Genomic DNA, 25,241 nt, shown 5'->3' with positions numbered 1-25,241 from the left:
ATATATGGCATGCGCATCGATTTCCACCTTTGCCCCAATCTTTCATGCTGGCTCCCTCTTAACGTTGTACAGGGATTGAGTATGAAGAATATGTTAGCACTGCTGGCGGTATGTTTGGCCGCGTTAATGTCGGGGCTAGAAATCTCCAGCGTGCCGGTGATTTTACCCGTGCTGGAAAAGGAGATGCAGGCCAATTTCCGTGAGTTGCAATGGATCATGAATGCTTACACCCTCGCCTGCACTGCGGTATTGATGGCCACCGGGACACTGGCGGATAACTATGGCCGTAAACGGATTTTCATCATCAGCATTATTGGCTTTGGCTTGACCTCGGTGATGTGTGGGCTGGCCGGCAGTACCTTGTGGCTGATTGTCGGACGTTTCTTGCAAGGATTAAGCGGTGGCGCGATGTTGACCTGCTTGATCGCGATACTCTCGTCGCAGTTTCCGCAGGGAAAAGCGCGCAGCCGAGCCTTTGCCGCATGGGGCATTACCTTTGGGTTTGGCCTGGGCTTTGGTCCCATCATCGGCGGGATGCTGGTGGCGTGGTTTAGCTGGCAATGGGTATTCTTGGTGCATGGCGCTATTGCGTTACTCACCCTCTTTCTGGCGTTGAGAAACGTGGTTGAGTCTCACGATCATGAAGCCAAACAGATCGATGTGGGCGGTTTGGTTACCCTAACGGTCAGCGTGGTCGGGGTGACCTATCTCATCACCCAGGGTGGCTATCTCGGCTGGAGCAGCTTACAGGCCCGCCTTATCATGCTACTGATTTTACTCAGCACAACGCTGTTTATCGGTATCGAGCAGCGTCATCCGCATCCGATGTTCGATTTCTCCGTGTTCCGCATTCGTCCTTTTTCTGGTGCACTGATGGGCTCGATTGGCATGAACTTTAGCTTTTGGCCATTGATGATCTATCTGCCCGTTTATTATCAAAGCGGTCTCGGTTATAGCAGCATGGCAACCGGTATGGCCCTGCTTGCCTACACTTTGCCAACCTTATTGATGCCGCCGATCGGTGAAAAGCTGGTGCTGCGTTTTGGCGCGGCGCGCGTCATACCGCTGGGGTTGATGACAATAGGCTTGGGTTTTGTGCTAATGAAATACGCAGTGGATTATCATTTTAGTCTCCTGCCGGGTGCGCTGTTGGCCGGGACGGCGCTCGGACTGACCAATACGCCCGTCACCAACACCACCACCAGTGCTGTCACGCCTAACCGCGTGGGAATGGCCTCTGGAATTGATATCAGCGCTCGCCTGATCTCGCTGGCCATCAATATTGCGCTAATGGGAAGTTTGCTGGTGACCGGTGTCTCAGCCAGCTTACAACGGCTAATGCCGACACTTGTTGATAGCTACAGAATGGCAGAACAGATTGCGGGGGGGAGTCAGGTTTCGCTGAACCCTGAAGTGGCCGCGCAGGTATTAACCGAGGGGTTTTCAGGTGTACTGACCTACGGCGCAACGGGTGTTGGTTGCCTGGCGCTGGCAAGCTATCTCTTATTTCATCTGCACCCTAAAAAGAATAACAGCAAGGTCGTGCCATGTTCTGATTAATGCAGCGATGGCTGACTAAACACCAAGGCGGGTTAAGAAACACAGAATAAATTATCCTTTATTCGCTTATTACTGTGTCTGGTTTCTAGTAATATTGGTCTTAATTCGGCCCACTTTGTCAGCCATCTAATAAGAGTGTCAATGCGTAAACGTGTTATCTCAGAGAGTAAGCCACGTCTGTTAACCACATCGCTGGGCAGAAGCATGAGCGTATTTTTATTGCTGATCAGCTTGCTGGTTATCGGCATTAATACGTGGTCACTTTGGCACTCCTGGCGGTTGGATATCACTGAAAAAGAAGAGGACGCACGCAACCTCTCGCTGTCGCTGGCGAAACAAGCTGAGGACGCTTTTCTACAGGTGGATATTACCCTGGCAGATGCGGTAAGGCAGTTGCGGCAAAACGGTAACGAATTTGCCGCAAGCCCCATGTTCCTTCATCAGATAAAAGATCAGCAGAGCAAATTGCCTCAGCTGCATGGGTTGTTTGTTTACGATACGGCAGGTCACTGGGTCGCTTCATCGGGCAACTTTGTGCCGACCAACGCCAGTAATGCCGACCGCGATTATTTTATCTGGCATCGCACCCATACCAGCATGGATATTCATATTAGCCATGTGATTCGCAGTCGTTCCACCGGTGACCTGGTGATACCGGTATCGGTGCGTCTTAATGATAGCGCCGGTAACTTCGCAGGCGTTGCGTTGGCGACGGTGAAAGTGGACTATTTCAGACAGTATTACAGCTATTACACGCTGGGCGAAAAGGATGTATTGGGCCTGATTCTGGCGGATGCGACTGCACTCTATATTCGCCCTTTCCCGGATAGTTTTATTGGCCGAACCCTCTCTGCCAGCCCGTTATTCAAAAGCGAACTCAAAGCCAGCTCCAGCGGCAGCGCCACGTGGCAATCGACGCTAGATGGCGTTGAACGCGTCTTCGGCTATGCACGCCTTGAACGCTATCCACTGATCGTCACCGCAGGCTATGACCGTAGCCGCCTGCTGATGGAATGGATGAGCGCGAATCTGACTAATGTCCTGCTCAACATCATGCTGCTTTTTACCATTTCTGGGATGGGCATCTTTGTTTTGCGTCAGGTCGGAACCAATGTGCGAAATCAGGTTGAGCTTACGCATGTACGTGACGAACTCACCACGATAAACCATACCTTGCAGTCACTCGCTTTGGTTGACGGCTTGACCGGGCTCGCCAACCGTCGCCAGTTCGATGGGCTGCTGGAGCAGGCGCTGTTACGTTCGGAAAAGACCGGAGACCCCCTCTCGCTGGTGATGATCGATATCGATTTCTTCAAGCGTTATAACGATACCTATGGACACGTGGCGGGTGACGAGTGCTTGCAGGATGTGAGCCTGGCGTTGAAAGATAGCGTGCATTATCACGGTGATGTTGTGGCGCGTTATGGCGGCGAAGAGTTCGCGATTATCCTGCCCTGTACCTCGCTTTTGGAAGCGCAAAAAGTGGCTGAACGCGCGGTCAAATTCGTTGCAGAAACGGGTATCGCTCACGAAAGTTCGGATATCGCGGCGGGCGTTGTAACCATCAGTGCAGGTTACAGCACCCTGACGTCAACCGGTAAACCTGGTGAGGCAGAACAATTAAAACAAGACGCTGATAGCGCTTTATACCTGGCAAAACGCAGCGGCCGAGATAAATCAATGCCATAAACAGAATAAGGGACTCGCCACGTCCCTTATTCTGCTCAACCTCTTCGGGTTATTTCACTGGCTTTTACTGGTGCTTTCGACACGTTGTTGCAACGGTATAGAATTCCCTGCACCGACGGTATGCGTCACCGTTTTGGGTGAGTATTTAAACCATAAGCCAATCGAAATAAAGGACATTATTGCCACCGCCGCGACGTAGTAAACCAACGTAAAAGCACTGCCTGACCAGCCAATCAACGCCGCGCCAATCAGTGGAGCCGTTCCACCAAACAACGCCGTCCCAGTGTTATACGCCATCGCCCCTGCAGAGGCGCGCATGTCTGCCGGGAACATATCCACCAGACTGATCGTCATGCCGCTGGTGACCATCGGGAAAATCATCACGGGCACGACTGCCGCGATAATGGCACTGTTCAGCGTGCCATGCTCGGCATAGGTAAAGGCAAAAAACATCGCCGGGATCACCAACACGCAGCCCAGCATTAACCAGCGTTTACGGCCCACGACATCGCTAAGATAGCCATGCAATAGCGTGCTAAAAATCAATACGAACTGGGAGACCAGTACTGCTATCGCCGCATCGGGTTTTGCCAAACCAACAAAGGTGGTGAGGTAAGTCGCGAAGAAGCCGAGTATCAAATAGTTTGGCAGCGTATGACTCATCAATATCGATATAAAGATCAGCATGTTTTTCCACTGTGAGCGGATCACTTCACCCATGGTCGGTGGGCGCAAGTCTTTCTCCAGACGCGCACGCTCAACCGCGCGAAATTCTGGACTCTCATCCAGCTTACGACGAATCAATAACCCCACTAAACCCAGTGGGAAGCCGATAGCAAACAGCACGCGCCAACCCCACACTTCCATCTGAGCGGTAGTGATCCACGACGATAACAGCGTGTAGAGGCCCACCGCGATCACGGTGCCGATATACGCACCAATCGGGGAAAATGAAGCCCTAAATGCCCGGCGTTTCTGGTCACTGTTCTCGACGATATAGTCGGTGGCCGTTGCATATTCACCGCCGGCAAAGAAGCCCTGAATCAATCGACACACCACCAGCAACACCGTCGCTGTGGTTCCAGCCTGTGCGTAAGTCGGTAACAATGCGGTTAACCCCGTCACCACACTCATCCCGGTAATGGTAATCATCAAAACCGTTCTTCTCCCCCATCGGTCACCCGCCAGTCCAAGCACGATCCCGCCAATCGGGCGCACCAGAAAACTGGATGCGTAAAGCAACAGTACGGAGAGTAAGGCGGTGAGTGGCGCATCCTGCGGGAAGAATATTCGTGAAATCACACTGGCCAACAGGCCATAGAGCGCAAAGTCGAGAAACTCGACCAGATTGCCAGCAACAGCACCGATAAGCGTTTTCCGTTGCATCTCGGGTGTCACCACAGGAAGCGTGGCAGAAGTTGTCATGATTAACCCCATCTTCACCGCATAACAGCACGGTCAGTTGAACGCGAGTCAGAATGATCAAGTCATTCCATATTACGGTATGGCATTCCGATAATTACGTTAATCGAGTAAAAATTAGACGTCAATATGCGGGTGAGAGGATTTAGCTATGGGTCACACGGCCGTTTGTCGAGCTGACAAAAGAGAGAGGAGTGCAGGATAAACCAATAAATATCATTATTTTATAACGCGATAACAACCCAACTACGCTGTCATCGCGTCATGCTATTAGCCTCTGGCATTTCTCTGGAAGCCAATGGCCTGTGCGGCTTTCATCGTCAGTGTCCCCCATTCCGCAATCTTGTCTTCGCGGTAGCGGGAATCGGGCATTGAGATACAAATACTGGCAACCGGCTGATGCGCGGCATCAAAAATAGGTGCCCCTATCGCGAAAATGCCAGAGCGATAATATCCACGGTTAATGGAGTATCCTCTCTCGCGCACCTGCGCCAGTTCATCGCGAAGTTTATCGGCGTCAGTGATGGTGGCGGGGTTAAACGCGCTCAATTCTCCGTTGAGAATCTTTTCAAGCTGGATGTCTGGCAGGAAGGCCAGGATTGACATACCGTTTGCCGTGGAATGAATGGGGGCGATATCGCCGATAGGACTGACCGCCCGGACAGGATGCGGGCTTTCTAAGCGATCAATCACCACTACCGCTCCATTGCCGTCATACACTGAGACATACACCGTTTCCTGAGTGAGATCGCGCAACTCTGCCATCGGTTCCTGAACGGCGGCGGCCAGACCTCCTCCTGCCAATTCAATCGGTCGCACACTCAGCACGCGAGGACTCACCGTCCAGCGCGGCATGTCCCCTTCGATAAGACGCAGCCAACCTGCTTCGTGAAAAGTCCACAGGATACGCTGCGCCGTTGTCTTAGGCATGGACATGATTTTGGCCAACTCACCCACGCTAACAGGCTGCTTCTCAGCCACCATTTCCAACACTTTCAGACTCTTAATCAGGCTCTGCATTGTTTCACCCTTTTGACTGACTAATCTCAATGTCCCCTATTGCTGTGCCGTAATATGGCACAGCCTGCCATCTGCTGCCCGGCGTTTTCATCCGCAGTGACCACATTTCACGCTCAGTGCTTAATTTTTACACTTGCAGCAGCGGCGAAATCATGCCAAGTTATTTTGGTGGAATGGCATTCCTTATTGTGGAACGGCTAACTTTTCAGCCGATGCGATGAATACGTTCGTTTTTACGAGGCATTGCGATGACGGGCAATCAGGCGATTTTTACTGAGGATTTTAAAGCGTCACCCTATTGGTGGGATCAATGGCAGCCACAAGATGCGTCACCTGCCGATGTCCCGCGCCAATCGGAGTACGTAATTATTGGGGCTGGCTATGCAGGGCTGTGCTGCGCATTGACTCTGGCACAGCATGGCAAGCAGGTGGTGGTTATAGAAGCGGGTTTGCCCGGCGAAGGGGCCAGCACGCTGAGTGGCGGCCAAGTGACAGGTGGCATCAACGTGGGCAAAACCATGTCTTCGAAAAAAGCCATCAGGCAGAACAATGAACAACACAAACAACAGATGCTGCTTGAGGCAGCCAACGGTTACCGCTTTCTAGAGGATCTGATCGCACAGCACCATATCGCCTGTGATTATCGGCAAACAGGTCGCCTCGCCGCCGCGTGGATCCCGCAACATCTGGAAAGCTGGAAAAAGCGCCTACCCTTGCTTAACCAAGTCAGCCAGATACAGGCAAGAATCCTGACGCGCGAGGAGCTGCGGGCAGAACTGGATAGCCCGGCCTATCACGGTGGCGTGTTGATTGAACGTGCCGGCCTGCTCAACCCCGCACGCTATTACGCGGGTTTATTGAGTACGGTTCGTGCAGCAGGCGTGGTGATCTGCAGTCGTTCCCCCGTCAGCCAAATTCAAAAACAGGGTGCACAATACCAGGTTATCTCTGAACGCGGCACGGTGAGCGCACGGCAGGTGATCATTGCCACCAATGGCTACACTGGCCCAGAGATGGCGCATCTACGTTCACGCATTGTTCCTGTCACCAGTCATCAAATTGCCACCGAAGCGCTCCCTGCCGAACTGCGACAAACGCTGATACCCAATCAGCGCGGCGTCGCGGAAACCCAGCGCGTGACGCACTATTTTCGTTACTCGCCAGATGGCTCTCGGTTGTTGTTTGGTGGCCGCGCTCGTTTTTATGCCCTTGATCGTCAACAGTCTGCGCGGGTTTTACATCAACACCTGACGCAACGTTTTCCCCAGTTACGCGATATCAAAATCAGCCATAGCTGGGGCGGCAAAGTCGCCGTGACGCTGGATTATCTGCCTCATATTGGCCAGACACCGCAAGGTTGCTTCTATGCCGTGGGCTGTAACGGCAGCGGGGTCACCATGATGAGTTGGCTCGGCCACCGTTTGGCTCGCCACTTAATCGAAGCCACACCGCTCAACACCAGTCCATATGGGGTGTCACCACTGCCAGGCCACCCGCTCTATACCGGCAATACCTGGTTTATGCCACTGCTCGGCAGCTATTACCAAGTGCGCGATCGCTTGGATAAATCCGCACATTCTGAAACGCATTAAGGGGGAAGTATGGGATTACGCATTGGTGTCGATATCGGCGGCTCTTTTACCGACTTCGCTGTATTTAATGAGGAATCAGGCATGTTACATAGCCTGAAGGTCTTTTCACGGCCCGATGATCCAGGCCAGGAAGTGTTGCATGGCATCGGGGAGTTGGTGAAGCGCTACGCGATTAATCCCGCTGATATCCACTACTTCACCCACGGCACCACGGTTGGCGTCAATGCCGTAGTGCAGAAAAAAGGGGCCAAGCTAGGCCTGATTACCAATCGCTACTTTGAAGATGTGCTGGCGCTCGGTAGGTTAAAAACCCCCGATATGTATAGCCTGCACTCGCTGCGCCCAGAGCCTTTGGTAGCACGTGAAAATGTGTTTGGCATTGATGGTCGCCTTGATGCGACAGGAAAAGAGCTGACTCCCTTAGATAAACAGAGCGTCCTCAGCGCGATCAGCAGCCTGCGCGAAGCGGGTTGTGAAGGCGTGGTCATCGCACTGTTGCATGCTTATCGCAACCCCGATCATGAAAAGCAGGTACAGGCGCTGATCGAAACCGAAATGCCAGGGTTTTTCGTCTGCTGTTCCAGTGATGTCTGGCCGACTATCCGCGAGTTTGAACGTACACAGACCGCCGTGATCGGTGCCTATGTTCAGCCACGCGTCTCACATTATTTGGGCGCTCTGCAACATGCCCTCGAAGAGGCGGGCGTCGGTGCAGAGCTCAAAGTCACTAAATCCAACGGTGGCGTGATGAGCGCCGAGAGTGGAAAAGCCGAATGCGTGCAGATGATCCTCTCGGGGACGGCGTCAGGCGTAATGGGGGCCGCTTGGGTAGCAAGACAGTGTGGACGTGAAAACGTGATGAGCCTGGACATAGGCGGCACCACCGCAGACGTCGCGCTGATCGTCAATGGCGAGGCCCAATATGATACCGGTGAATACATCGGTGATTATCAAATTCATATCCCTTCCGTCTCGGTGACGTCAATTGGTGATGGCGGCGGTTCGGTCGCACGCGTTGATGAATTTGGCGTGCTCAAGGTTGGGCCGGAAAGTGCCGGATCGACCCCAGGCCCCGTCTGCTATGGGCGCGGCGGCACACAACCGACCATCACCGATGCCTACGTGGCTCTCGGCATTCTGGGTCAGGCCAAACTGGGTTACAACGCGGTCAATGTGGATGTCGCGGCGGCAAAAGCAGCGATAGGCACTCTGGCCGACAAGCTAGGCCAATCGATTGAATCCACTGCGGAATCGATCATTAACGTCTCGGTTTCTGGCATGTACGCCGGTATTAGCCGTTTGGTTTCGCGCTTTGGTATTGATCCGCGAGCCTTTTCATTAATGCCGTTTGGCGGTGCTGGCCCAATGATGGCGTGCTACCTCGCGCGCGCAATGCATATGCGCGAAGTTTTGGTGCCGTTGACGCCTGGCGTGTTGAGTGCCTTGGGCGGATTAGTGGCGGATGTAAAAAAACGACTTTGTGCGCATCATCTACCGCGACTTGACGGCAGAGAGCTTGCCGCAACTCGAAGCCGAATATCAGCAGCTCGCTCAAAAAGCACGTGAATGGTTGAGCCATGAAGTGAGCGATGCCCATCAGGGCCAGTTCAGCCTGTCAGCGGAAATGCGCTATAAGGGCCAGTCTTTCGAGATTGAAACCCCGTTACAGCACGAAGATTTGGCTAAGGGCAACCTTGCGCAACTGCGTGAGGCATTCCATGCGCAGCACACCCATCTTTATGCGTACAGCGATCGAGATGCACAGATTCAGGTGGTGTCATTGCGCCTTGTGGTCAGCATGCCGACACCCAAACCGCAACTGGAACCTTTACCCTGCTCCGATGCGCCCCCTGTACCTTCAGAACATATTGATGTGTGGATGTCTGGTCGCTATCTCACCGTTCCACTGTATCAGCGTGACCAATTAGCGGGCGGCCAGCTATTTAGCGGTCCGGCAGTCATCACCCAATCTGATACCACTGTGGCCGTGTTACCCGGCTTCAATGCGCAAGTTGATCCTTTGGGCAACCTGATCCTTACCGACCTCACCCACACAGCAAAATAAAGGAGTCGCGACATGGCTTTTGATAATTCTGGTCTGCAAATTCTGGCCAACTACTGTGTGGCAGCGGCAGAAAGTATGGCTCACACCTTGGTCCGCACCGCGCACTCAACCTTTGTCAAAGAGACTGAGGATTTCTCCTGCGCGTTACTGACGCCCGAAGGCCTGGCATTTGCCTCACCAAAAACGTTGGGTGCCACCTGGTATATCGGTCTCGATTACGGCCCGGTGCTGGGTATGATCGAGGACTATCGCCCCGGCGATGTGGCGATGACCAACGACGCTTACAGTGGCAACGTTGCGACACACAGCCCGGATATGGTGATGTGGAAACCGGTGTTCTGGCACGGCAAGCTGGTGTGTTTTGTCGGCGGTCATATTCACAACACCGATGTCGGTGGTGCCGTGCCGGCCTCGCTCTCTCGTACCCTGACAGAGATTCATCAGGAGGGGATTCGCATACCGCCGACGAAGATTGTGCGTGAGGGCGTTTTGGATGAAGCACTGCTGACGCTGATTAAGACCAACGTGCGCGCACCTGAACAGAATATCGGCGACCTGCATGCACAACTGGCGATGCTGGCCAACGGCGAAAAGCGCGTGCATGAGATGATTGCGCACTTTGGTGTCGAAGATTTTCAACAAGGTATGGTGGCATTACTCGATTATGCCGCGCAGCAGGCGGAACGCATTCTGGAAAGCGTGCCTGACGGTGACTATTTCTTTGCGGAATACGCTGACGAAGACAGTGTGAATGGCAAACCCATGCGCGTCGCCATGACGCTGAAAATTCGCGGTGGCCGCGCCATTCTTGACTATACGGGCAGCGATCCGCAGTTACTTTCATCACTGAATATGCCGACCGGTGGCATGACGCGACACGCTCTGGCGCTGGTTGGTTATCACTACGTTCTCTACACCCTCAATCCCGACATTCTGCTTAACGCGGGCCTGGATCGTGTGGTTGAGTGTGTTCTGCCCGAAGGCAGCGTGATGAATGCCGTTTACCCGGCGGCGGTGGGTATGCGCAGCCTCACCTGTAAGTTAACCCATGTTTTGACCTTTGGCGCATTCTCGCAGGCGGTGCCCGATCGCCTGCCTGCCTGCGCGGCATGTGGTCTGGCGATCCTCAACGTTAAAACCACTAACACCGCAGGACGTCCGGTGATTGCCTCCATCGGTCCCGTTGGGGGCGGTGCTGGGGGTATGCCTTTCGGAGACGGTGAAGAAGGTTCTGGCGCTAATGTTGCCTTCCTGCGAAATACGCCGGTAGAAATCAACGAGGCGGAAGTCCCTATACGCATTACTCGTTACTGTCTGGTGCCGGATTCTGGCGGCGCAGGCAAGTATCGCGGTGGTTCCGGTCTGATGATGGAGTTTCAGGTCTTTGCACCGGACACGACGGTGACAGCACGCAACCGTGACCGCACGCACTTTGCCTCTTGGGGAGTGCTGGGAGGACAAGCAGGCAGCAACGCCATTTTCGTGAAGAACCCTGATAGCGCCTCGCCTGAAATGCTCGGCAACAGCGACGTGATCCGCTGTCAGGCCGGGGACGTTATACGCCTGACGGGCGCAGGGGGTGGCGGCTACGGTTCACCGCTGGATCGCGATCCGCAACAGGTTTTAGCCGATGTGAGAAGAGGTTACGTCTCATCGCAACGTGCGGAACAAGACTATGGTGTGGTGATCCGTCACGGTGAGCTGGACAGCACAGCAACCGAGAAAAAACGTGATGAGTTGGCTAACAAAGTCGCGCCCGTGGAACACTTCGATTTTGGTCCATGGCGCACGCGATTTGAACAGAGCTGGACGCCAGAACGCTATCTGGCACTGACTGACATTCTCACCAGCGTACCGGTGATATGGCGTTTCCATATTAAACATCGTCTGTTCGACGCCCTTACCGCCGCTGAAGATCAAGGGCAAGCCACGCCCGGCGGCGCGCTAATCTATCAGCTATTTGATGGTTTGAGAGAAGAATATCGGGAGTTCTTACAAGGCTGATATTTCGATGAAATAAGGGATGCTGAGCACAGCATCCCTTTCTTATTCTGAGGTGTTAGAACGGACCCCAGTTAATCGCCACGCCGATAAGTAAGGTAATAATGCAAATCGCAAACCAAATTGCGATCACGGGTGCCACAAACTTCACCCATTTACCAAAGGAGATGTTGGCTGTGGCCAACGCCGCCATCAGCACGCCTGAGGTTGGGCTAATCGAGTTCACTATCCCCTCGCCTAACAGCACCGTTTGCACGGTGACTTGACGAGTCAGCCCGAGGTTATCACCCAGTGGGGAGAAAATGGGAATCAGCAGCGCTGACTCACCAGAACCTGATGAAATGCCGAAGTGCATCAGGGCAGCACTGATAAACATGCCCACCGCGGCAAAAGCAGGAGAAAACGGGGCCAGCAGCTCGGAGAGGAATCCGACAATCGGATCGAGAATATTCCCCTGCTGCAGCACCACAGAGATTGCACCCGCCATCCCGACAATAAAGCCGCCTTTCACCAACTGGGAGCAACCGGTCAGGAAGGTGTTGGCAATGGCTGAACCTGACATACGACCAATCAGACCGACGAGGATCGACAAGATAATGAACATTGCCGACATCTCATTGGTTGCCCAATGCAGTTGTACCGTACCCACCATGAAAATCAGCAGCGTGACGGCACAGGTTGCCAGAATCAATTTATGGCGACCGGTAATCGCTGATGCTGATGTGGTTTCAACCGGAACCTCAGCGCGCACCTGTCCATTTTTGCGCATCTTTTTAACGGAAATAATCAGGTAGATCGCCACCGTCAGCACAAACAGCAGATTGGTAATACCGCGCAGCAACATACCGGAAAACAGTGGCAACTGAGCGAGGTGCTGCGTCAATCCAGTAGTGGCCGGACCTAAAAATGCGACGTTAAAGCCCGCCGCACAGGTCAGATAGATCAGCGCCATACCAATAACCGGCGGAAGACCTAACGAGCGCGCCACCAGCAGGCCGATGGGTACAAAGGCAACCACAGAGTTTTGCACCACACCCGTACTGCCCAAGATGGCAAAGATCACGGCAAAAATCAGGATCAAGCGCGTGTCACTGATTTTCGTGCTGCGTGAAAGGGAGTTAAGCGCGGTAGCAATCGCGCCCGTCGATTCAATCACCGCCAGCAAACCGCCGGTAAACAGAATCAGGAAAATAATCGGAGCGGCTTTTATCACGCCCTCGACGATGGCCATGAAGATCTCGCCTGGATAGACACCAGAACGCGCCACGGTATGCAGACTGCCCTTCACCGCAAAGGTCACGCCATTGCGTGTTTCATGGTCAAACTTGCCAGCGGGGATAATCCAGGTGGCAATCGCCGCCAAGACCAAAATGATAAACAGCAACAGATACGGGCTCTGCTCTCTCTTTGGCGCGGTTGGCTGGCTGGTGGTGTTTTTCTCAACGTTAACCTGTGACATCTGCATCCCCCAACATCAAGCCCGCGACCAGTGCCGCGCGAGACGGGATATCTGCGATCAGGATATGTTCATGGCGTGCATGAATCCCTGCGCCAGTCGCGCCTAAACCGTCTAAGGTTGGAATGCCCAATGCAGCCGTAAAGTTACCATCACTGCCGCCGCCAACCGATTGCCCTTCAACGCTGAAACCGATCTGCTGAGCAACTGCTTGAGCACGTTGCAGCAACACCAGCGACTCGGCGCTCTGACGCATCGGCGGACGGGATTGCGCGCCCGTGATATCCAACTTAATGCCTGCCAAACAAGGCGTTATTTGCATAATCGCAGTGTGAATACGTTGCGCTTCTTCTTCGCTGGTTACGCGGGTATCAATGCCCAGTACCGCTTTATCCGCCACTACATTGATTCGATTACCCCCCTGCGCGATCCCGACGTTAACCGTGGTGCCTCGCTGAGGATCATTCAAACCGTGTAAAAACAGCACCTGGTGGGCCATCTCCTGCACCGCACTGATCCCCTCTTCGGGATTATTGCCAGCATGTGCGGCAAAGCCAGTGATGGTGACCTGATATTGGCCGGTGCCCTTACGAGCCACTTTCAGCGCACCGCTGCCCGCGACGGCTGGCTCGACGACCAGCACCTGTGAGGAGCCCATTGCATGTTGGGATAACCAATCACTGGAGCTTGGGCTACCGACTTCTTCGTCACTGCCACACAGGAAGACAATACGTTTCCCTGCCAACAGATTGTGTTCTTTTAAAGCACGCGCCGCCCAGATGGCCTGTACCAGCCCGGCCTTCATATCCAGCACTCCTGGTCCGTAAAGCTTGCCATCCTCTTCACGGATCGCCAGTTCACCCTCATCCCAGACGGTATCGAAATGCCCCAGCACTACCGTCTGCTCACTGCCTGAACCCAGTGTGAATTTTAGATGGTTGCCGTAGCGTTCCTGTTGATCCACTTCTGCTTCAACACCGAGACGTTTTGCGATGAGCGCACGCAATACGTCGCCACAGCGATCCACTGCGGCTTTATTCATTGACGGGGATTCCGCTGCCACCAACGTCTTGATGTCTGACAAAATTTCATCTGAATGTTGCTGCAAAAAACTTATTATATTTTTCATTAAGTCTGTCCTCACTAAGTGAACCTCCGAGTATGAGGATAAAAAAGGGCATAAAAAATGGGTACAAAGCGCTATTATTGTTGACCTGAGATCAACAGATAACGAAAACCTATGTCAATGCTGCTCTATCCCGATAAATCCATAAGATACTTATATGAAGTCGGTATCCACGGTGGAATACGTCGCGCTGCTGAGGCGTTAGATGTCGATCCTGCGGCCATCAGCCGCCAGCTGTCCCAACTGGCGCGTGATATGCAGTTGCCACTGTTGGAACGACGCGGGCGCAATGTGGTTCTGACCGAAGCGGGTAAGTTACTGGCAGAGGATTACGCGCAGACCCATCAACGTAGAAGCCATCTGGAAAGGCGTTTGAAGGATCTGCGCCACAAGCGCGGTGGTTCGATAACCCTGCGCGTTGGGCAAGGTATCGTGGATGAAGTGGTGAAGTCTGTGTTGCAGCCGTTCTCGCAGAATTACCCGGAAGTGTTCATCGAAATTCTGTCGGGTGATATGCAAACCACGGTCAGCTTGATTACCCGTGGTGAAGTGGATATGGCGGTGGGATTCGGCCCAGTTGGGCCACCCGGTGTGAAGTGCTTCAGCTTTGCGCGTGGGCCGATCTGCGCCATCGTGCGCCGTGAACATCCCATTGCGCAGCATGAGCAGGTTGAGATCGCTGAGCTGGCAAATTATCCCCTGATTGGCATGGATAAAGAGTTCGGCATTCAGAGCTATATGAACGTGATGTTCAATCAGGAGGGTTTAGTGTTTAGCCCGGCGTATAGCTGTAATCTGTTTACCAGCGCGATTGCGCTGAGCGAGGCAGGAATGGGCATAGCCTTTATGACCGCTAAGGTGGTAGGAGACACGCTGGCTTCACGAGGGTTAGTCGCCGTGCCTATTCACCATCGCATTGCCCGTGAAAGCCAAGGCTACATTCTTCGTAGCACCGACCATCGCCTTACCCCAGCGGCACAACACTTGTGGCAGCTGTTGTGCCAGTTTTTTGAGCGAACGGCGACGGTGATAATTTGAAACTCGACAATTGCTCTTCTTCAGAAAAGCCAAGCTGAATTGAGTTAATACTCGAATAGGCATGCACTAAGCTGTATAGCTGCTGGTTTAAGGCTAAACCAGCAGCGCAGGGCTACCTGTTACTTTTGCTGCTGTTTAGCCTCAGCTTCTTTTTGCTTCTTGGCCATTTGATGACCGACCGCACAGCCAGCGACCGCGCCCATCACGGCATGATGTGCAACATGTCCAGCCGCAGCACCCACCACCGCTCCCTTCAGACATCCTTCTGCCTGAGCCTGGCTGCTAAATGCTAAAAGCAACCCTACCGTTACAGCAACAATCGACAGGTTTTTCATTAAACTAACTTTCCGAACAATATAGAAGACGAATAAGTTACCGTTTAAATGGAATGAATTCGTGCCTATTTTATGGCGGCAGAACAGAGTTTACGGGCTGTTTAACCTCCGTTGCTGATTCCCTCTGTTGCAACACTGCAATTCCCGTTTTGGAGGAGAGAATGACGGAAACGGGCGCGCAGAACGAGCGCCGCATTGCATACCATGCGACGTATCACTCAGCCATGGAAGCTCCCTATGAACACAAAATTCAACACTATCACCGGCATTGCTGCTTTCTGTTTCGCAGGCGCAGTGCACGCCAGTGCAGTTTTCACTCTCAGCAGCCCACAAATTACCCAGCCTCATTTCGCTCAGGACCAACTTTCGAGCTCAGCGTATGGATTCGGCTGTGAGGGCAACAACCGCTCTCCAAAGTTGATGTGGTCAAACCCGCCCGCTGGCACCCAGAGCTACGCGCTTCAGGTTTACGATCGTGATGCCCCGACCGGACTTGGCTGGGTGCATTGGCAAGTGGTGAACATTCCAGCAAGTTCAGTGAGTTTGGTGGGAGGAATAACGCCTGATAATAAAGGGCTTCCGGGGTCGGCTATCCAGACACGAACGGATTTTGGCGTGCCTGGCTATGCGGGTGCGTGCCCACCAGCGGGGCAAACGCATCATTACATCATCACGCTGACCGCGTTGAAAGTGGCCAAACTCGCGAATATCACGGCTGACTCGACACCCGCGATGGTGGGATACAATGTGAATGCCAATGCTCTGGGCACTGCACATATTGATGTCTACCAGTCACGTTAATTTGTTGCTGCTTGCTGCGAGGCAATGAGCTGCGTTCGAACCTGGCCCGGATTAAAACCAAAGCGCAGACGGAACCGCGTAGAAAATTTTGATGGGCTTTCGTATCCAACGTCATACGCGATTTGTGAAATGGCCCGATCGGTTACCTGCAATAACGTCAACGCATGGCACATACGCACATCAGCCAGAAGCTGCTGAAAGGCAGCGTTTTCAGCGCTTAATTTTCGGCGCAGCGTTGACTCAGACATGGCAAGAGAATGGGCGACCTCTTCGGCCGTCCACTCTTTCGCTATTTCAGAAGCAATCATTCGTCTTACTTTCTGTGTCAGCTTTTCCACTCGGTTAAGGCGTAAAACAATGCCATGCTCTTCCAGCCAGAGCATCACCTCTTCCAGACGCTTCTCTGCCACTTTATCGGATATTCCAGCATGATCTTTGATGGCAGCTACCGCATGATAAAACGCATCAATGAAACCATGGCTTAAGCTTGAGATCGCCATTGCCCTTGCGTCAGAACCGTCAATGATATGGTTGGGGAAGCTCAACCAGTCGGCTTCGTAACCTTCAGCGGGCGTGGCCGGAAGATTTGTGACATCGAGTCGGGTATCGGCACTGACAAGCAGTGCATCACCGGCGTTGAGATGATATTCGTGCCCGTTATACCCCACCTGCTTACTGCCACGACGAATCAATATCAGCGCTGTCTCATCCAGCGAAAGACCCGATGTCAGCAATGCCTGGGATTGAAACACCTTTGCGGTACTGCCAATGCCCATACGGGTGGATATTGTTCTACTGGTCATCCGGCGATCCTTGCTAGTCTCTGAACTCTTTATAAAATCTATAGGTTTTTGGTATTCATGACGACATCCTTTTCCGAGCAACGCAGCATGCCCGTTATGGCGGTGGCGGCAGTCCACCCCAATGGCCACGTTATTTGCCCGCGCCTGCTCAACGGCTGTGTTTAAGTTCAGATCCTGATAAAGACGCCACCATTGATCGGGCAAAGAAGACGTCGCCCGGCTATCCAGTGAATAGGCAGTGTGATGTTGGACGCTGGTGTTTGGACATAGCCTGGCCGATCAAATCAACGGTCAGTTGCAGGCGGGCTTTTTAGTGGCGGGTTTCGACGAGGTGTTTCATCCCCATCCTCGGTTTCTGATTGAACGCTATATGCCAACGTTTATGGCGACTTACGCAAGTAAGCCGATGTAAAGCAAGCGTGCCCTACTGCGATGCGGGGCACGCAATACTTCAAAACACCATGCCGCCGGCAACATCAATGGTACTGCCGGTAATCCAGCCTGCATCCTCACCGATCGCGAAAGCTACCGCAGCCGCGATATCACGCGGATAACCTGCACGACCCAGCGGCGTTTTCTCAACAAAGTGATCGAGGAATGGCTGTACCATCTCGGTGTTGCCCTCGGTTAGCGTCAACCCTGGCGCAATTCCCACCACACGGATTTGTCGCTCACCCAGCGCTAACGCCAGTGAACGCGTCAGCACATCCACTGCACCCTTCGTGGCGCAATAAACCTGTGCCACCGGACTGGGGCTTTTGCTGACACCGGAACTGATGTTCACAATCACGCCACCTGCCGACATCACTTTTGCCGCCGCCTGCGTGGTGAGCAGTAAACCGCGAACATTTAAATTGAAATGCGCATCAATGGATTCAGCGCTAATGGTTTCGAGGGTATCCATGCGGTAGATACCGGCGTTATTGATTAACACATCCAGGCGACCGTATTTCGCGACCGCCGCCTCAATCAGCGGTGCAATCTGCTGCGGCTGAGCGAGATCGGCCTGAAACGCGATGGCCTGCCCGCCTGCCGCAACAATAGTATCGACAACACGCTGGGCAGCTGCGCTGTTGCTGGCGTAATTCACCACCACTTTGGCGCCCTCTTCACCAAGACGCAGCGCGATGCCTGCACCGATACCGCTGGATGCTCCGGTGACGATAACCACCTTGCCGTTAATATCTTTCATGCCTTTCTCCTGTTTGGCTGAGAAAGCCATGTTAATCTCTGTATTAAACGGATAAAGCGGCGTAATCGACATGACTTATGAAGCAGAACTTAATAATTTCGCCATCGCACCAGAGCTGCTACCGGCCTTAGTCAACTTTACCCGTGTGGCACATCACGGCAATTTCAGCCGCGCGGCAGCGGAACTGGGAATCTCGCCGTCGGCGTTATCTCAGTCAGTGCGTAAGCTGGAGGAGCGGCTGGATATGCGTTTACTGCGCCGCTCAACGCGCCATGTCAGCCTGACCGAGTTAGGCGAGGGACTCCTTGCAGAGATCGTACCCGCACTGAATGTCATCAACACCGCGTTTGTCAGCGCCAGCGAGTCACGCGACACGCCATCCGGCATCTTGCGATTGAACGTCTCGCGCTCTGCGGCGGAGATTGTGGTGTTGCCGCACCTCGCCGCGTTCAATAAACAGTATCCCGACGTCATCATTGATATGCACTGCAGCAATGATTTAACCGACAGCATTGCCGGAGGGTTTGATGCCGGAATCCGCTTGGGAGAGAGCCTCGATTTGGATCGCATTGCCATGCGCATGGGCGGTCCACAACGCATCGCGACTTTTGCCGCCCCTATTTACTTGCAAGAGCATGCAGCGCCCATTACCCCGGCAGATCTGTTACAGCATCAGTGCGTCACGGTTCGGTTAGCGAAAGGACTTTATCAGTGGGAGTTCGAGCAGGATGGCTCGCGCTTCGATGTAGAGACTCGCAATACGGTCATTACTAATGACGGGGACTTGCTGGTGGATGTGGTGCGGCAGGGTCTAGGAGTGGGTTGTGCGTTTGAAGCATCGGTACAGCAGGATTTCGCAAAAGGCACGTTAGTGCCGCTGCTGGAAGCTTGGTGGCCGACGTATTCGGCTTTCTATATTTACTACGATAGTCGGTTGCATATTCCTTCGAAGTTGAGGGCATTTTTGGGGTTTATGAAGGGGCGGTTTTAGGGGGGTGAGAATGCTTGCTTTCGCCACTGTCTGACCTGAGAATATGTTAAAAATATATTTATATCATTTAGTATGACAGGTTGAAAAAACTGTACCCAACTCCCAACCTATAATTATGTTAAATACAGCATATACTCTTGACTCTTTATGCTTCAATTACAGGTTGAGACTAAATTCACCAGACGGTGCTGACTGCACGGTTATAGTTCAACGTCTTGGAACCGATATTTACACGAACACGTAAATCATCTCCTGAAAGCACATGAAGACATCAACACGCCAAAAAACTTCGGTGCAGAAATTTTGGAAATTAGCTGTTATTATCCCAGTCTTTAGTTAGGAATTTTGTTTCACAGCCATGGGCAACTCATTCGGATTATTCTTAATCTCGTACTGTGTTAAGCAATTTACTTTTAATATCTAAATAATATAAAAACATTGACGATGGAGCGACTCAATGACCATTTCCAGCCAACTATCTGGTAACCATCTTCCCGATTACAGTACTGCTCGAGGCCTTGGTATGGCCTCTGGCGATGACTTTGACTTTACGTCGCTGGCCAATCAACTCGACTGTATGCGTAGTTTTAACCAAGTCGGCATCATTTATTCGGACGGCCCGCGCCAATGGTTAGTGCGTCCCTCGCGGCGAATAGCTACACATAATCAAAGCACGGTCAGCCATGTCATTGTTACAAAAGTTAATTCTCAATCCACTTATATTGCTTCCAAAGCCATGAATGCGGCGATCCAAGCTCCTTCGCTTGCGAATGAAATCACCTCGACGGCCATTTCATGTGGCGCCGCAGTGGTCACAGGTGTACTGGCACTGGGTGCCGGTGCTGCTGTACCCCTGACTGCAGGAGCATCAGGCGTGGTAGCTGCGATCATTACCGCCGGAACAGTCGCCACCGTAGCGCAATGTGTTATTGGATTGGGGCGCATCTCTTTGATCGCGACTAATAATAATGAAGTTGTCACTTGGCTTGATAGCGAATCTTGGTATGTCACAACCAGCACAGCACTGGATGTTCTCTCACTTGCCGGCGCCGGGGCTGGATTAAAAAGCACCCTTGAGACCTACAAACTGATGAAAGGCGCAACTTCATCTGGCGTGACAAACTGGCTTAAAGGTTTAAGCCGGGCCGAACGAAAACGTATTACCGAGGAAATTATCCGCGCGCAAAATCCGGGAATATCCAATAGCGGTATAAAAGCCGCAATGAACGTAGGATTTTATCCCAAGCGTTATCCTTCAGAAGCGCTACAAACGGCATTACAGCGTGAATTGACGGCTGCTTTCTTAAATACGTCTGCGTTTGCTGGCAGCGCGTTGACAGGAACGATACGCAATCCGGGTAATATTAAAACCTCCGGGAAATATATAATTGGTTTAATACAGTCATTTTCCTTACAGGAAGTAATGGGTAGATGATGAAAAATATAGAGAGAACTCTTGCATTAAGTGCTGTTGTAGCAAAAAAATAACAACAAACGATCCTGATAGGCTTGAAAAATTAAAAGATCGTTTAAAGGATCGGCTCGAACTACCCGCAGGCTGGCATATGGTCGGGTTACCGCTTATCTCTAGCATGATCCTCGCAGTTTTGAGTTTCGCCTTTCCACAGCCTTTTATCTGGCTGGCGCTTTTCAATTGGCTAGACTTGCCGAAGTACGCCGTGATGGCTGCTATTGTTCCTGCCTCATTGCTCTATAGCTTGATTACCGTTACGGCGATGGTATTCATTTCACGAGGTTTTTTGTTAGCGATAAAAATTTATCTCGGAATGCTTTTCCTGACGGTACTGATCGCGGCTGCTTTCTTTCTGACAGCGTTTATCCCGGCATTATTCGGTGCCGAACGTCATATGTGGTTCGTTATCAGCTCGCTTTTGGGATTAATTTTCAGTGGCTTTAGTGTGAAATGTATTAATAGCGACATGTTTTTCCGCACCAATGCGCTGTATTTACACAACAGAGTCTGGCGCAAGCAACTGAATATTCAGCGCCAGATCCTATCGGCTGTAAAGCGATGAAGTATAGAAATTATGCGTGCTAATGGTATAGATGCCGGTGTGTAAATCAGCGGGTAGTCGGTCAGAGGAACTACTGCACAGGTTGTGTCAATACGGGCACTCGTATTGCTGCTGGGGCAATTGAAGCGACAGTTCTCACTTTTTTGCCCCATTATCTATCACGATCTGTCGGTAATAGACGCTAACATTTATCGCTTGGCAGTCATTGATCGGGGTGGTTTTGTTCGGATACACGCTAGGTGAAATCGCTTTTACTGCTTCGCAATATCCCTACACCCATTGCCAACCCGCCAACATCTAACCCCCACACCGCTCCCCAACTCCCTTAGCTCCTGCGGCTGTTCGCAGCCCGCTCCGGCATACGGACAGCGCTCGCGGAAATAACACCCTTGCGGCAATTTCCGATTCCCCGGCAACTCGGTATTCCCTGGCGCACCCTCCAGCTCAGCGCCAATACGCGGTACGGACTCCATTAGCAACTGCGTGTAAGGATGCTTTGGCGAATCCAGCACCTGTTTTGCTTCACCCAATTCAACAATCTGCCCTAAGTACATTACCGCGACGCGGTCGCTCATATGGCGCACCACCGACACATTGTGTGATATCAGCACATAGGTGAGATTCCGCTGCCGCTGTAGTTCCACCAGCAAATTTAGAATTTGTGCCTGCACGGAGATGTCCAGTGCGGAAGTCGGTTCATCCAGCACCATGATGTCAGGCTGGCCAGACAGGGCGCGGGCAATGGCGATACGTTGACGCTGCCCACCCGAGAACGCATGCGGCGGGCGGTCGAGATATTCCGGGCGAATACCGACCTGTGCGGCCAGTGAGGCCGCTAATGCACGCCGCTCTTTTTCCGAAGTGCGTGACTGAATCCATACAGGTTCGGTGATCGAGCGCCAAACCGGCAAACGAGGATCAAGCGAAGAGAGCGGGTCTTGGAACACCATCTGCATCCCACGTCCGAGCCATGAATTGGACGAGCGCGCTAATTCAAGCTGGCCGGTGCTGGGTTTGAGCATGCCCATCAGCAGCTTGGCTAAGGTACTTTTCCCACAGCCGGATTCACCCACAATGCCCAGCGTCTCACCGCGCTCCACGCGCAAATCCAGGCCATTCAGCGCATGGACTTGCTCCGTCACCTTGCCGCGCCAGTTGGTTTTGGCTGGGAAATTGACGTGTACATTATTCAGTTCAAGCAGTGCTTCAGACATGAGCGCGCTCCTGTTGCGGATACCAACAAGCCACCTGCCGATTGGCCCGGCCTTCGGTGTGTAGTTCTGGAGTGATACCGCAGGCTTCCCCCGCCGCAAAACAGCGTTCACGGAAGGCACAACCTGTCGGCAGTTTGGCAAGATTAGGCACCGTGCCGGGAATAGAAGTCAGTTCAGAACGCGGTTCACTTCCGTCCGGCGAGCAGGCCAACAGCCCCACAGAATAGGGATGATAAGGAGTCGTCAGCACGGTATCGGTGGTTCCACTCTCAATTACCGTACCGGCATACATGACGTAAAGGCGGTCGCACAGTTGCGAGACCACTGCCATATCGTGGCTGATAAACAACACCGCCGTGCCCGTTGCGCGCGCCTTCTGTTTGAGCAAGCGCAGCACTTGACGCTGCACGGTGACATCCAGAGCCGTGGTTGGCTCATCGGCAATGAGCAAGTCCGGCTCGCACGAGAAAGCCAATGCGATCATTACTCGCTGGCGCATCCCACCGGATAACTCAAAGGGATAGCGTTCCAGCACACTTTGCGGGTCGGCGATCTGCATATCACTCAGCAATTCAATCGCCCGTGCTTTAGCCTGTTTGGTCGATAGAGGTTGATGCTGACGAATCACATCCACCATCTGTTTACCAATCCGACGAGTTGGATTCAGGGCGGTCATCGGCTCCTGAAAAATCATCGCCACCTTTTTCCCCCGCAGTTTGCGCATCTCCGCTTCGCTAGCACTCAGCACGTCTTTGCCCAGCACCTCAAGGGACCCGCCATTAATTTTGTAGCTGTCGTGTGCAATCAGGCGCATTGCCAGCATGGCCGTGACGGATTTTCCGGAACCTGACTCCCCCACCACACCCACGATTTCGCCGCGATTGATGTGCATAGAGACACCATTCAACACCTTCACTTCCCCCTGAAATACGGGAAAGCTCAACCGCAGGTTCTCAATAGAGAGGATTCTGTCGCTCATCAGTTACGCCCTCCAGCTTTCGGGTCGAGCAGATCCTGCACACCGTCTCCAAACAGATTGAACCCCACTGCCGTAATCAAAATTGCGGCACCGGGGAAGGTGCAATACCACCACTGATCAAGCACATAGTTGCGCCCCACGGCGACCATCGCGCCCCATTCAGCGGTCGGTTGCTGAGCGCCCAAGCCAATAAACCCTAAGGTCGCGGCCATCAGGATGGCACTGCCAATATCCAGCGAGGCTTGCACCACCAAAGGCGGTAACGCGTTGCGCAGAATATGCCAGCTAATCAGATGCCAGCGCGAAGCACCAAAGGTGCGCGAGGCTTCAACAAAGGTATGCTGCTTCACCACCAGCGTTTGTCCACGCGCCAGACGCACATAAAAAGGAATACGCACGATGGCAATCGCTAACATGGCGTTGAACAGGCTCGGTCCCAGTGCAGCGGCTAGCGCCATGGTCAGCACCAGCGACGGGATCGACAGCATGATGTCCATCAAACGCATGATCACGGCATCGCTGCGCCCGCCTAAAACGCCTGACAAGCATCCGAGTAATGAACCGCTCACGCCCGCCAGCAGCACTACGGCCAGCCCTGCCGCGACAGATTGTTGCGAGCCGATGATCACGCGGCTAAACAAATCGCGTCCCACTTCATCGGTGCCAAACCAGTGTGCCGCACTCGGTGCCTGTAAACGTTCGGCCAGATTGATGGCGTTGGGGTCTTGCGGTATCAGCAAAGGAGCAAAAATCATCAACAGCAACATCACCACAATAATGGCACCGCCGATCACGGTTAACGGGCTTTTGCTAATCATCCAGCATCGGCGCTTCCAGGCCAGAAGCCCGGGGCGAGTGCGGGTCGTTACCGCGTGTTCCTGTGTCAGCATCATTTTTCAGCTCCCCTGCCCATACGCGGATCTATCCAAAGGTAAAGCAAATCAACAAACAGGTTCACCAGCACGTAAGCGAAGGACACCACGATGGCGAACCCCATCACCGCCGGGAAATCCAGTGCCTGAATGGAAGAAACCACATAAGCACCCATGCCCGGCCAGGCAAAGACGGTTTCCGTCAGCACCGCCCCATACAGCAGATCGCCTAACGCCAGTCCTAATACGGTAACGGAGGGGATCAATGCGTTGGGTAAGGCGTAGCGCACCACGATGGTGAACTTACTCAAGCCGCTGGCGAGCGCGGTGCGGACATAGTCTTCGCTCAATTGTTCCAGCATTGCCGAACGGATTTGGCGCGCAACGATGCCTAAATGCACAAAGGCGAGCGTGGTCGCGGGCAGAATTAAGTGCGTCAGCGCGTTGAAAAACACCTCCAGATCGCCGCTGAGCAAGGAGTCAATCAGGTAGAAGCCGGTCACCCGCGCCGGTGGGTCCAGCCAATCGTCGAGGCGACCGCCACCGGGCAGCAAATTAAGTTTGCCGTAGAACAACACAATCACGCCCAAACCTAACCAGAACGCCGGAGTGGAAATGCCGGTCAGCGCCAGCAGCCGCACCAGATGGTCAAGCCAACGATTTTTATACACAGCAGACAACACGCCGAGCGGCACACCGACCACCAGCGCAATTAATAGCGCGCAAAAAGCCAGTTCAAGCGTGGCGGGGAAAAAGTTTTTTAAATCTTCCAGCACCGGTCGGCCAGTACGAATAGAGACGCCTAGATCGCCATGCAAAAGTTGTTCGACATAGCGAATAAACTGCTGCCACAGCGGCAAATCCAATCCCAGTTGCTGACGGATGTGCTGAACAATCTCATCACTGGCGCGATCGCCCGCCAGTAACCGTGCCGGATCACCAGGAATAAGGTGCGAAATGATAAAGGTGATCACGCAAACCCCCGCGACCACCAATATCAGTCCCCAGCTACGCTGTCTGATTAAACTCCAGAAGCTCATATTGCCTGC

Annotated in this window: 23 protein-coding genes; 12 read left to right on the top strand and 11 right to left on the bottom strand. The window is 53.1% G+C overall.

From position 1 onward, the window contains the following. Window positions 1-81: 81 nt before the first annotated feature. On the top strand, window positions 82-1,560 hold the full coding sequence (locus HA51_RS08325; RefSeq protein ID WP_084934067.1) for an MFS transporter: 1,479 nt from the start codon (window positions 82-84) through the stop codon (window positions 1,558-1,560). A gap of 141 nt (window positions 1,561-1,701) precedes the next feature. Then, the gene (locus tag HA51_RS08320) at window positions 1,702-3,249 is read left to right on the top strand and encodes a sensor domain-containing diguanylate cyclase (RefSeq protein WP_342744875.1); all 1,548 of its coding nucleotides are present in this window, start codon (window positions 1,702-1,704) and stop codon (window positions 3,247-3,249) included. A 54-nt stretch (window positions 3,250-3,303) separates the two neighbouring features. On the opposite strand, the gene HA51_RS08315 is transcribed toward HA51_RS08320, so the two are convergent. Next, entirely contained in the window at window positions 3,304-4,674 is a 1,371-nt protein-coding gene (locus HA51_RS08315; RefSeq protein ID WP_158087364.1) for an MFS transporter, read from the bottom strand. A 267-nt stretch (window positions 4,675-4,941) separates the two neighbouring features. Then, window positions 4,942-5,691, bottom strand: a complete 750-nt coding sequence (locus tag HA51_RS08310) for an IclR family transcriptional regulator (protein ID WP_084934065.1) — start codon at window positions 5,689-5,691, stop codon at window positions 4,942-4,944. A gap of 248 nt (window positions 5,692-5,939) precedes the next feature. Here HA51_RS08310 and HA51_RS08305 point away from each other — a divergent pair, with 248 nt between their 5' ends. Genes HA51_RS08305 through HA51_RS08295 form a run of 4 tightly spaced genes read left to right on the top strand, consistent with a single transcriptional unit; the run spans window position 5,940 to window position 11,352 of the window. Further along, a complete protein-coding gene (locus HA51_RS08305) occupies window positions 5,940-7,283 on the top strand; it encodes an NAD(P)/FAD-dependent oxidoreductase (protein ID WP_084934064.1) in 1,344 nt (447 codons plus the stop codon). A gap of 9 nt (window positions 7,284-7,292) precedes the next feature. Further along, window positions 7,293-8,849 (top strand): hydantoinase/oxoprolinase family protein, encoded by a 1,557-nt coding sequence (locus HA51_RS08300; RefSeq protein ID WP_245840198.1) that lies wholly within the window; start codon window positions 7,293-7,295, stop codon window positions 8,847-8,849. Then, window positions 8,800-9,348, top strand: coding sequence for a hydantoinase/oxoprolinase family protein (locus tag HA51_RS27500; protein ID WP_245840197.1), 549 nt, complete (start codon window positions 8,800-8,802; stop codon window positions 9,346-9,348). Before HA51_RS08300 ends, HA51_RS27500 begins: the two co-directional genes overlap by 50 nt. Window positions 9,349-9,360: 12 nt before the next feature. Then, window positions 9,361-11,352, top strand: a complete 1,992-nt coding sequence (locus HA51_RS08295) for a hydantoinase B/oxoprolinase family protein (protein ID WP_084934063.1) — start codon at window positions 9,361-9,363, stop codon at window positions 11,350-11,352. 55 nt (window positions 11,353-11,407) lie between these two features. Here the strand turns inward: HA51_RS08295 and HA51_RS08290 are convergent, their stop codons facing one another. Next, window positions 11,408-12,808, bottom strand: a complete 1,401-nt coding sequence (locus HA51_RS08290) for a YfcC family protein (RefSeq protein WP_084934101.1) — start codon at window positions 12,806-12,808, stop codon at window positions 11,408-11,410. Then, window positions 12,795-13,934, bottom strand: a complete 1,140-nt coding sequence (locus tag HA51_RS08285; protein WP_084934062.1) for a M20 family metallopeptidase — start codon at window positions 13,932-13,934, stop codon at window positions 12,795-12,797. Before HA51_RS08285 ends, HA51_RS08290 begins: the two co-directional genes overlap by 14 nt. 111 nt (window positions 13,935-14,045) lie before the next feature. On the opposite strand from HA51_RS08285, the gene HA51_RS08280 reads away from it, so the two are divergent. Beyond that, on the top strand, window positions 14,046-14,969 hold the full coding sequence (locus tag HA51_RS08280) for a LysR family transcriptional regulator (RefSeq protein WP_084934061.1): 924 nt from the start codon (window positions 14,046-14,048) through the stop codon (window positions 14,967-14,969). Window positions 14,970-15,088: 119 nt separating this feature from the next. Here HA51_RS08280 and HA51_RS08275 read toward each other — a convergent pair whose 3' ends face one another. Continuing rightward, entirely contained in the window at window positions 15,089-15,304 is a 216-nt protein-coding gene (locus HA51_RS08275) for a hypothetical protein (protein WP_084934060.1), read from the bottom strand. A gap of 237 nt (window positions 15,305-15,541) precedes the next feature. On the opposite strand from HA51_RS08275, the gene HA51_RS08270 reads away from it, so the two are divergent. After that, a complete protein-coding gene (locus HA51_RS08270) occupies window positions 15,542-16,105 on the top strand; it encodes a YbhB/YbcL family Raf kinase inhibitor-like protein (protein ID WP_084934059.1) in 564 nt (187 codons plus the stop codon). Here the strand turns inward: HA51_RS08270 and HA51_RS08265 are convergent. Continuing rightward, a complete protein-coding gene (locus HA51_RS08265) occupies window positions 16,102-17,112 on the bottom strand; it encodes a helix-turn-helix transcriptional regulator (protein WP_139810655.1) in 1,011 nt (336 codons plus the stop codon). The genes HA51_RS08270 and HA51_RS08265 overlap by 4 nt on opposite strands. A 52-nt stretch (window positions 17,113-17,164) precedes the next feature. On the opposite strand from HA51_RS08265, the gene HA51_RS08260 reads away from it, so the two are divergent. Next, entirely contained in the window at window positions 17,165-17,320 is a 156-nt protein-coding gene (locus HA51_RS08260; RefSeq protein WP_211282920.1) for a hypothetical protein, read from the top strand. 39 nt (window positions 17,321-17,359) lie between these two features. Here the strand turns inward: HA51_RS08260 and HA51_RS08255 are convergent, their stop codons facing one another. After that, entirely contained in the window at window positions 17,360-18,100 is a 741-nt protein-coding gene (locus HA51_RS08255; protein WP_084934100.1) for an SDR family NAD(P)-dependent oxidoreductase, read from the bottom strand. Window positions 18,101-18,170: 70 nt separating this feature from the next. Here HA51_RS08255 and HA51_RS08250 point away from each other — a divergent pair, with 70 nt between their 5' ends. The 3 genes from HA51_RS08250 to HA51_RS08240 all read left to right on the top strand — a co-directional run bounded on the left by HA51_RS08250 (window position 18,171) and on the right by HA51_RS08240 (window position 21,127). Further along, window positions 18,171-19,091, top strand: coding sequence for a LysR family transcriptional regulator (locus tag HA51_RS08250; protein WP_084934057.1), 921 nt, complete (start codon window positions 18,171-18,173; stop codon window positions 19,089-19,091). 457 nt (window positions 19,092-19,548) lie between these two features. Beyond that, window positions 19,549-20,526 (top strand): Ssp4 family T6SS effector, encoded by a 978-nt coding sequence (gene ssp4, locus HA51_RS08245; RefSeq protein WP_084934056.1) that lies wholly within the window; start codon window positions 19,549-19,551, stop codon window positions 20,524-20,526. Between the two features lie 130 nt (window positions 20,527-20,656). Continuing rightward, complete coding sequence (locus tag HA51_RS08240) at window positions 20,657-21,127, top strand: hypothetical protein (RefSeq protein WP_245840196.1); 471 nt, start codon at window positions 20,657-20,659, stop codon at window positions 21,125-21,127. A gap of 251 nt (window positions 21,128-21,378) precedes the next feature. On the opposite strand, the gene HA51_RS08235 is transcribed toward HA51_RS08240, so the two are convergent. From HA51_RS08235 to HA51_RS08220, 4 genes are read right to left on the bottom strand one after another with little or no spacing between them, the layout of a single operon-like run. Then, window positions 21,379-22,341: an oligopeptide/dipeptide ABC transporter ATP-binding protein gene (locus HA51_RS08235; RefSeq protein ID WP_084934055.1), complete on the bottom strand. Its 963-nt coding sequence runs from the start codon at window positions 22,339-22,341 to the stop codon at window positions 21,379-21,381. Then, on the bottom strand, window positions 22,334-23,320 hold the full coding sequence (locus tag HA51_RS08230) for an ABC transporter ATP-binding protein (protein ID WP_084934054.1): 987 nt from the start codon (window positions 23,318-23,320) through the stop codon (window positions 22,334-22,336). Before HA51_RS08230 ends, HA51_RS08235 begins: the two co-directional genes overlap by 8 nt. Further along, window positions 23,320-24,213 carry a D,D-dipeptide ABC transporter permease gene (gene ddpC, locus HA51_RS08225; protein ID WP_084934053.1) on the bottom strand — a complete coding sequence of 298 codons (894 nt, stop codon included), beginning with the start codon at window positions 24,211-24,213 and terminating at the stop codon, window positions 23,320-23,322. The genes HA51_RS08230 and ddpC overlap by 1 nt, the downstream gene beginning before the upstream one ends. Next, window positions 24,210-25,232, bottom strand: a complete 1,023-nt coding sequence (locus tag HA51_RS08220) for an ABC transporter permease (protein ID WP_084934052.1) — start codon at window positions 25,230-25,232, stop codon at window positions 24,210-24,212. Before HA51_RS08220 ends, ddpC begins: the two co-directional genes overlap by 4 nt. Window positions 25,233-25,241: the final 9 nt, after the last annotated feature.

The sequence above is a fragment of the Pantoea rwandensis genome, assembly GCF_002095475.1.
GTDB classification, from domain to species: domain Bacteria; phylum Pseudomonadota; class Gammaproteobacteria; order Enterobacterales; family Enterobacteriaceae; genus Pantoea; species Pantoea rwandensis.
The sequence above is the reverse complement of the archived record's forward strand: the minus strand, read 5'-3'. Positions and strand labels throughout refer to the sequence as shown.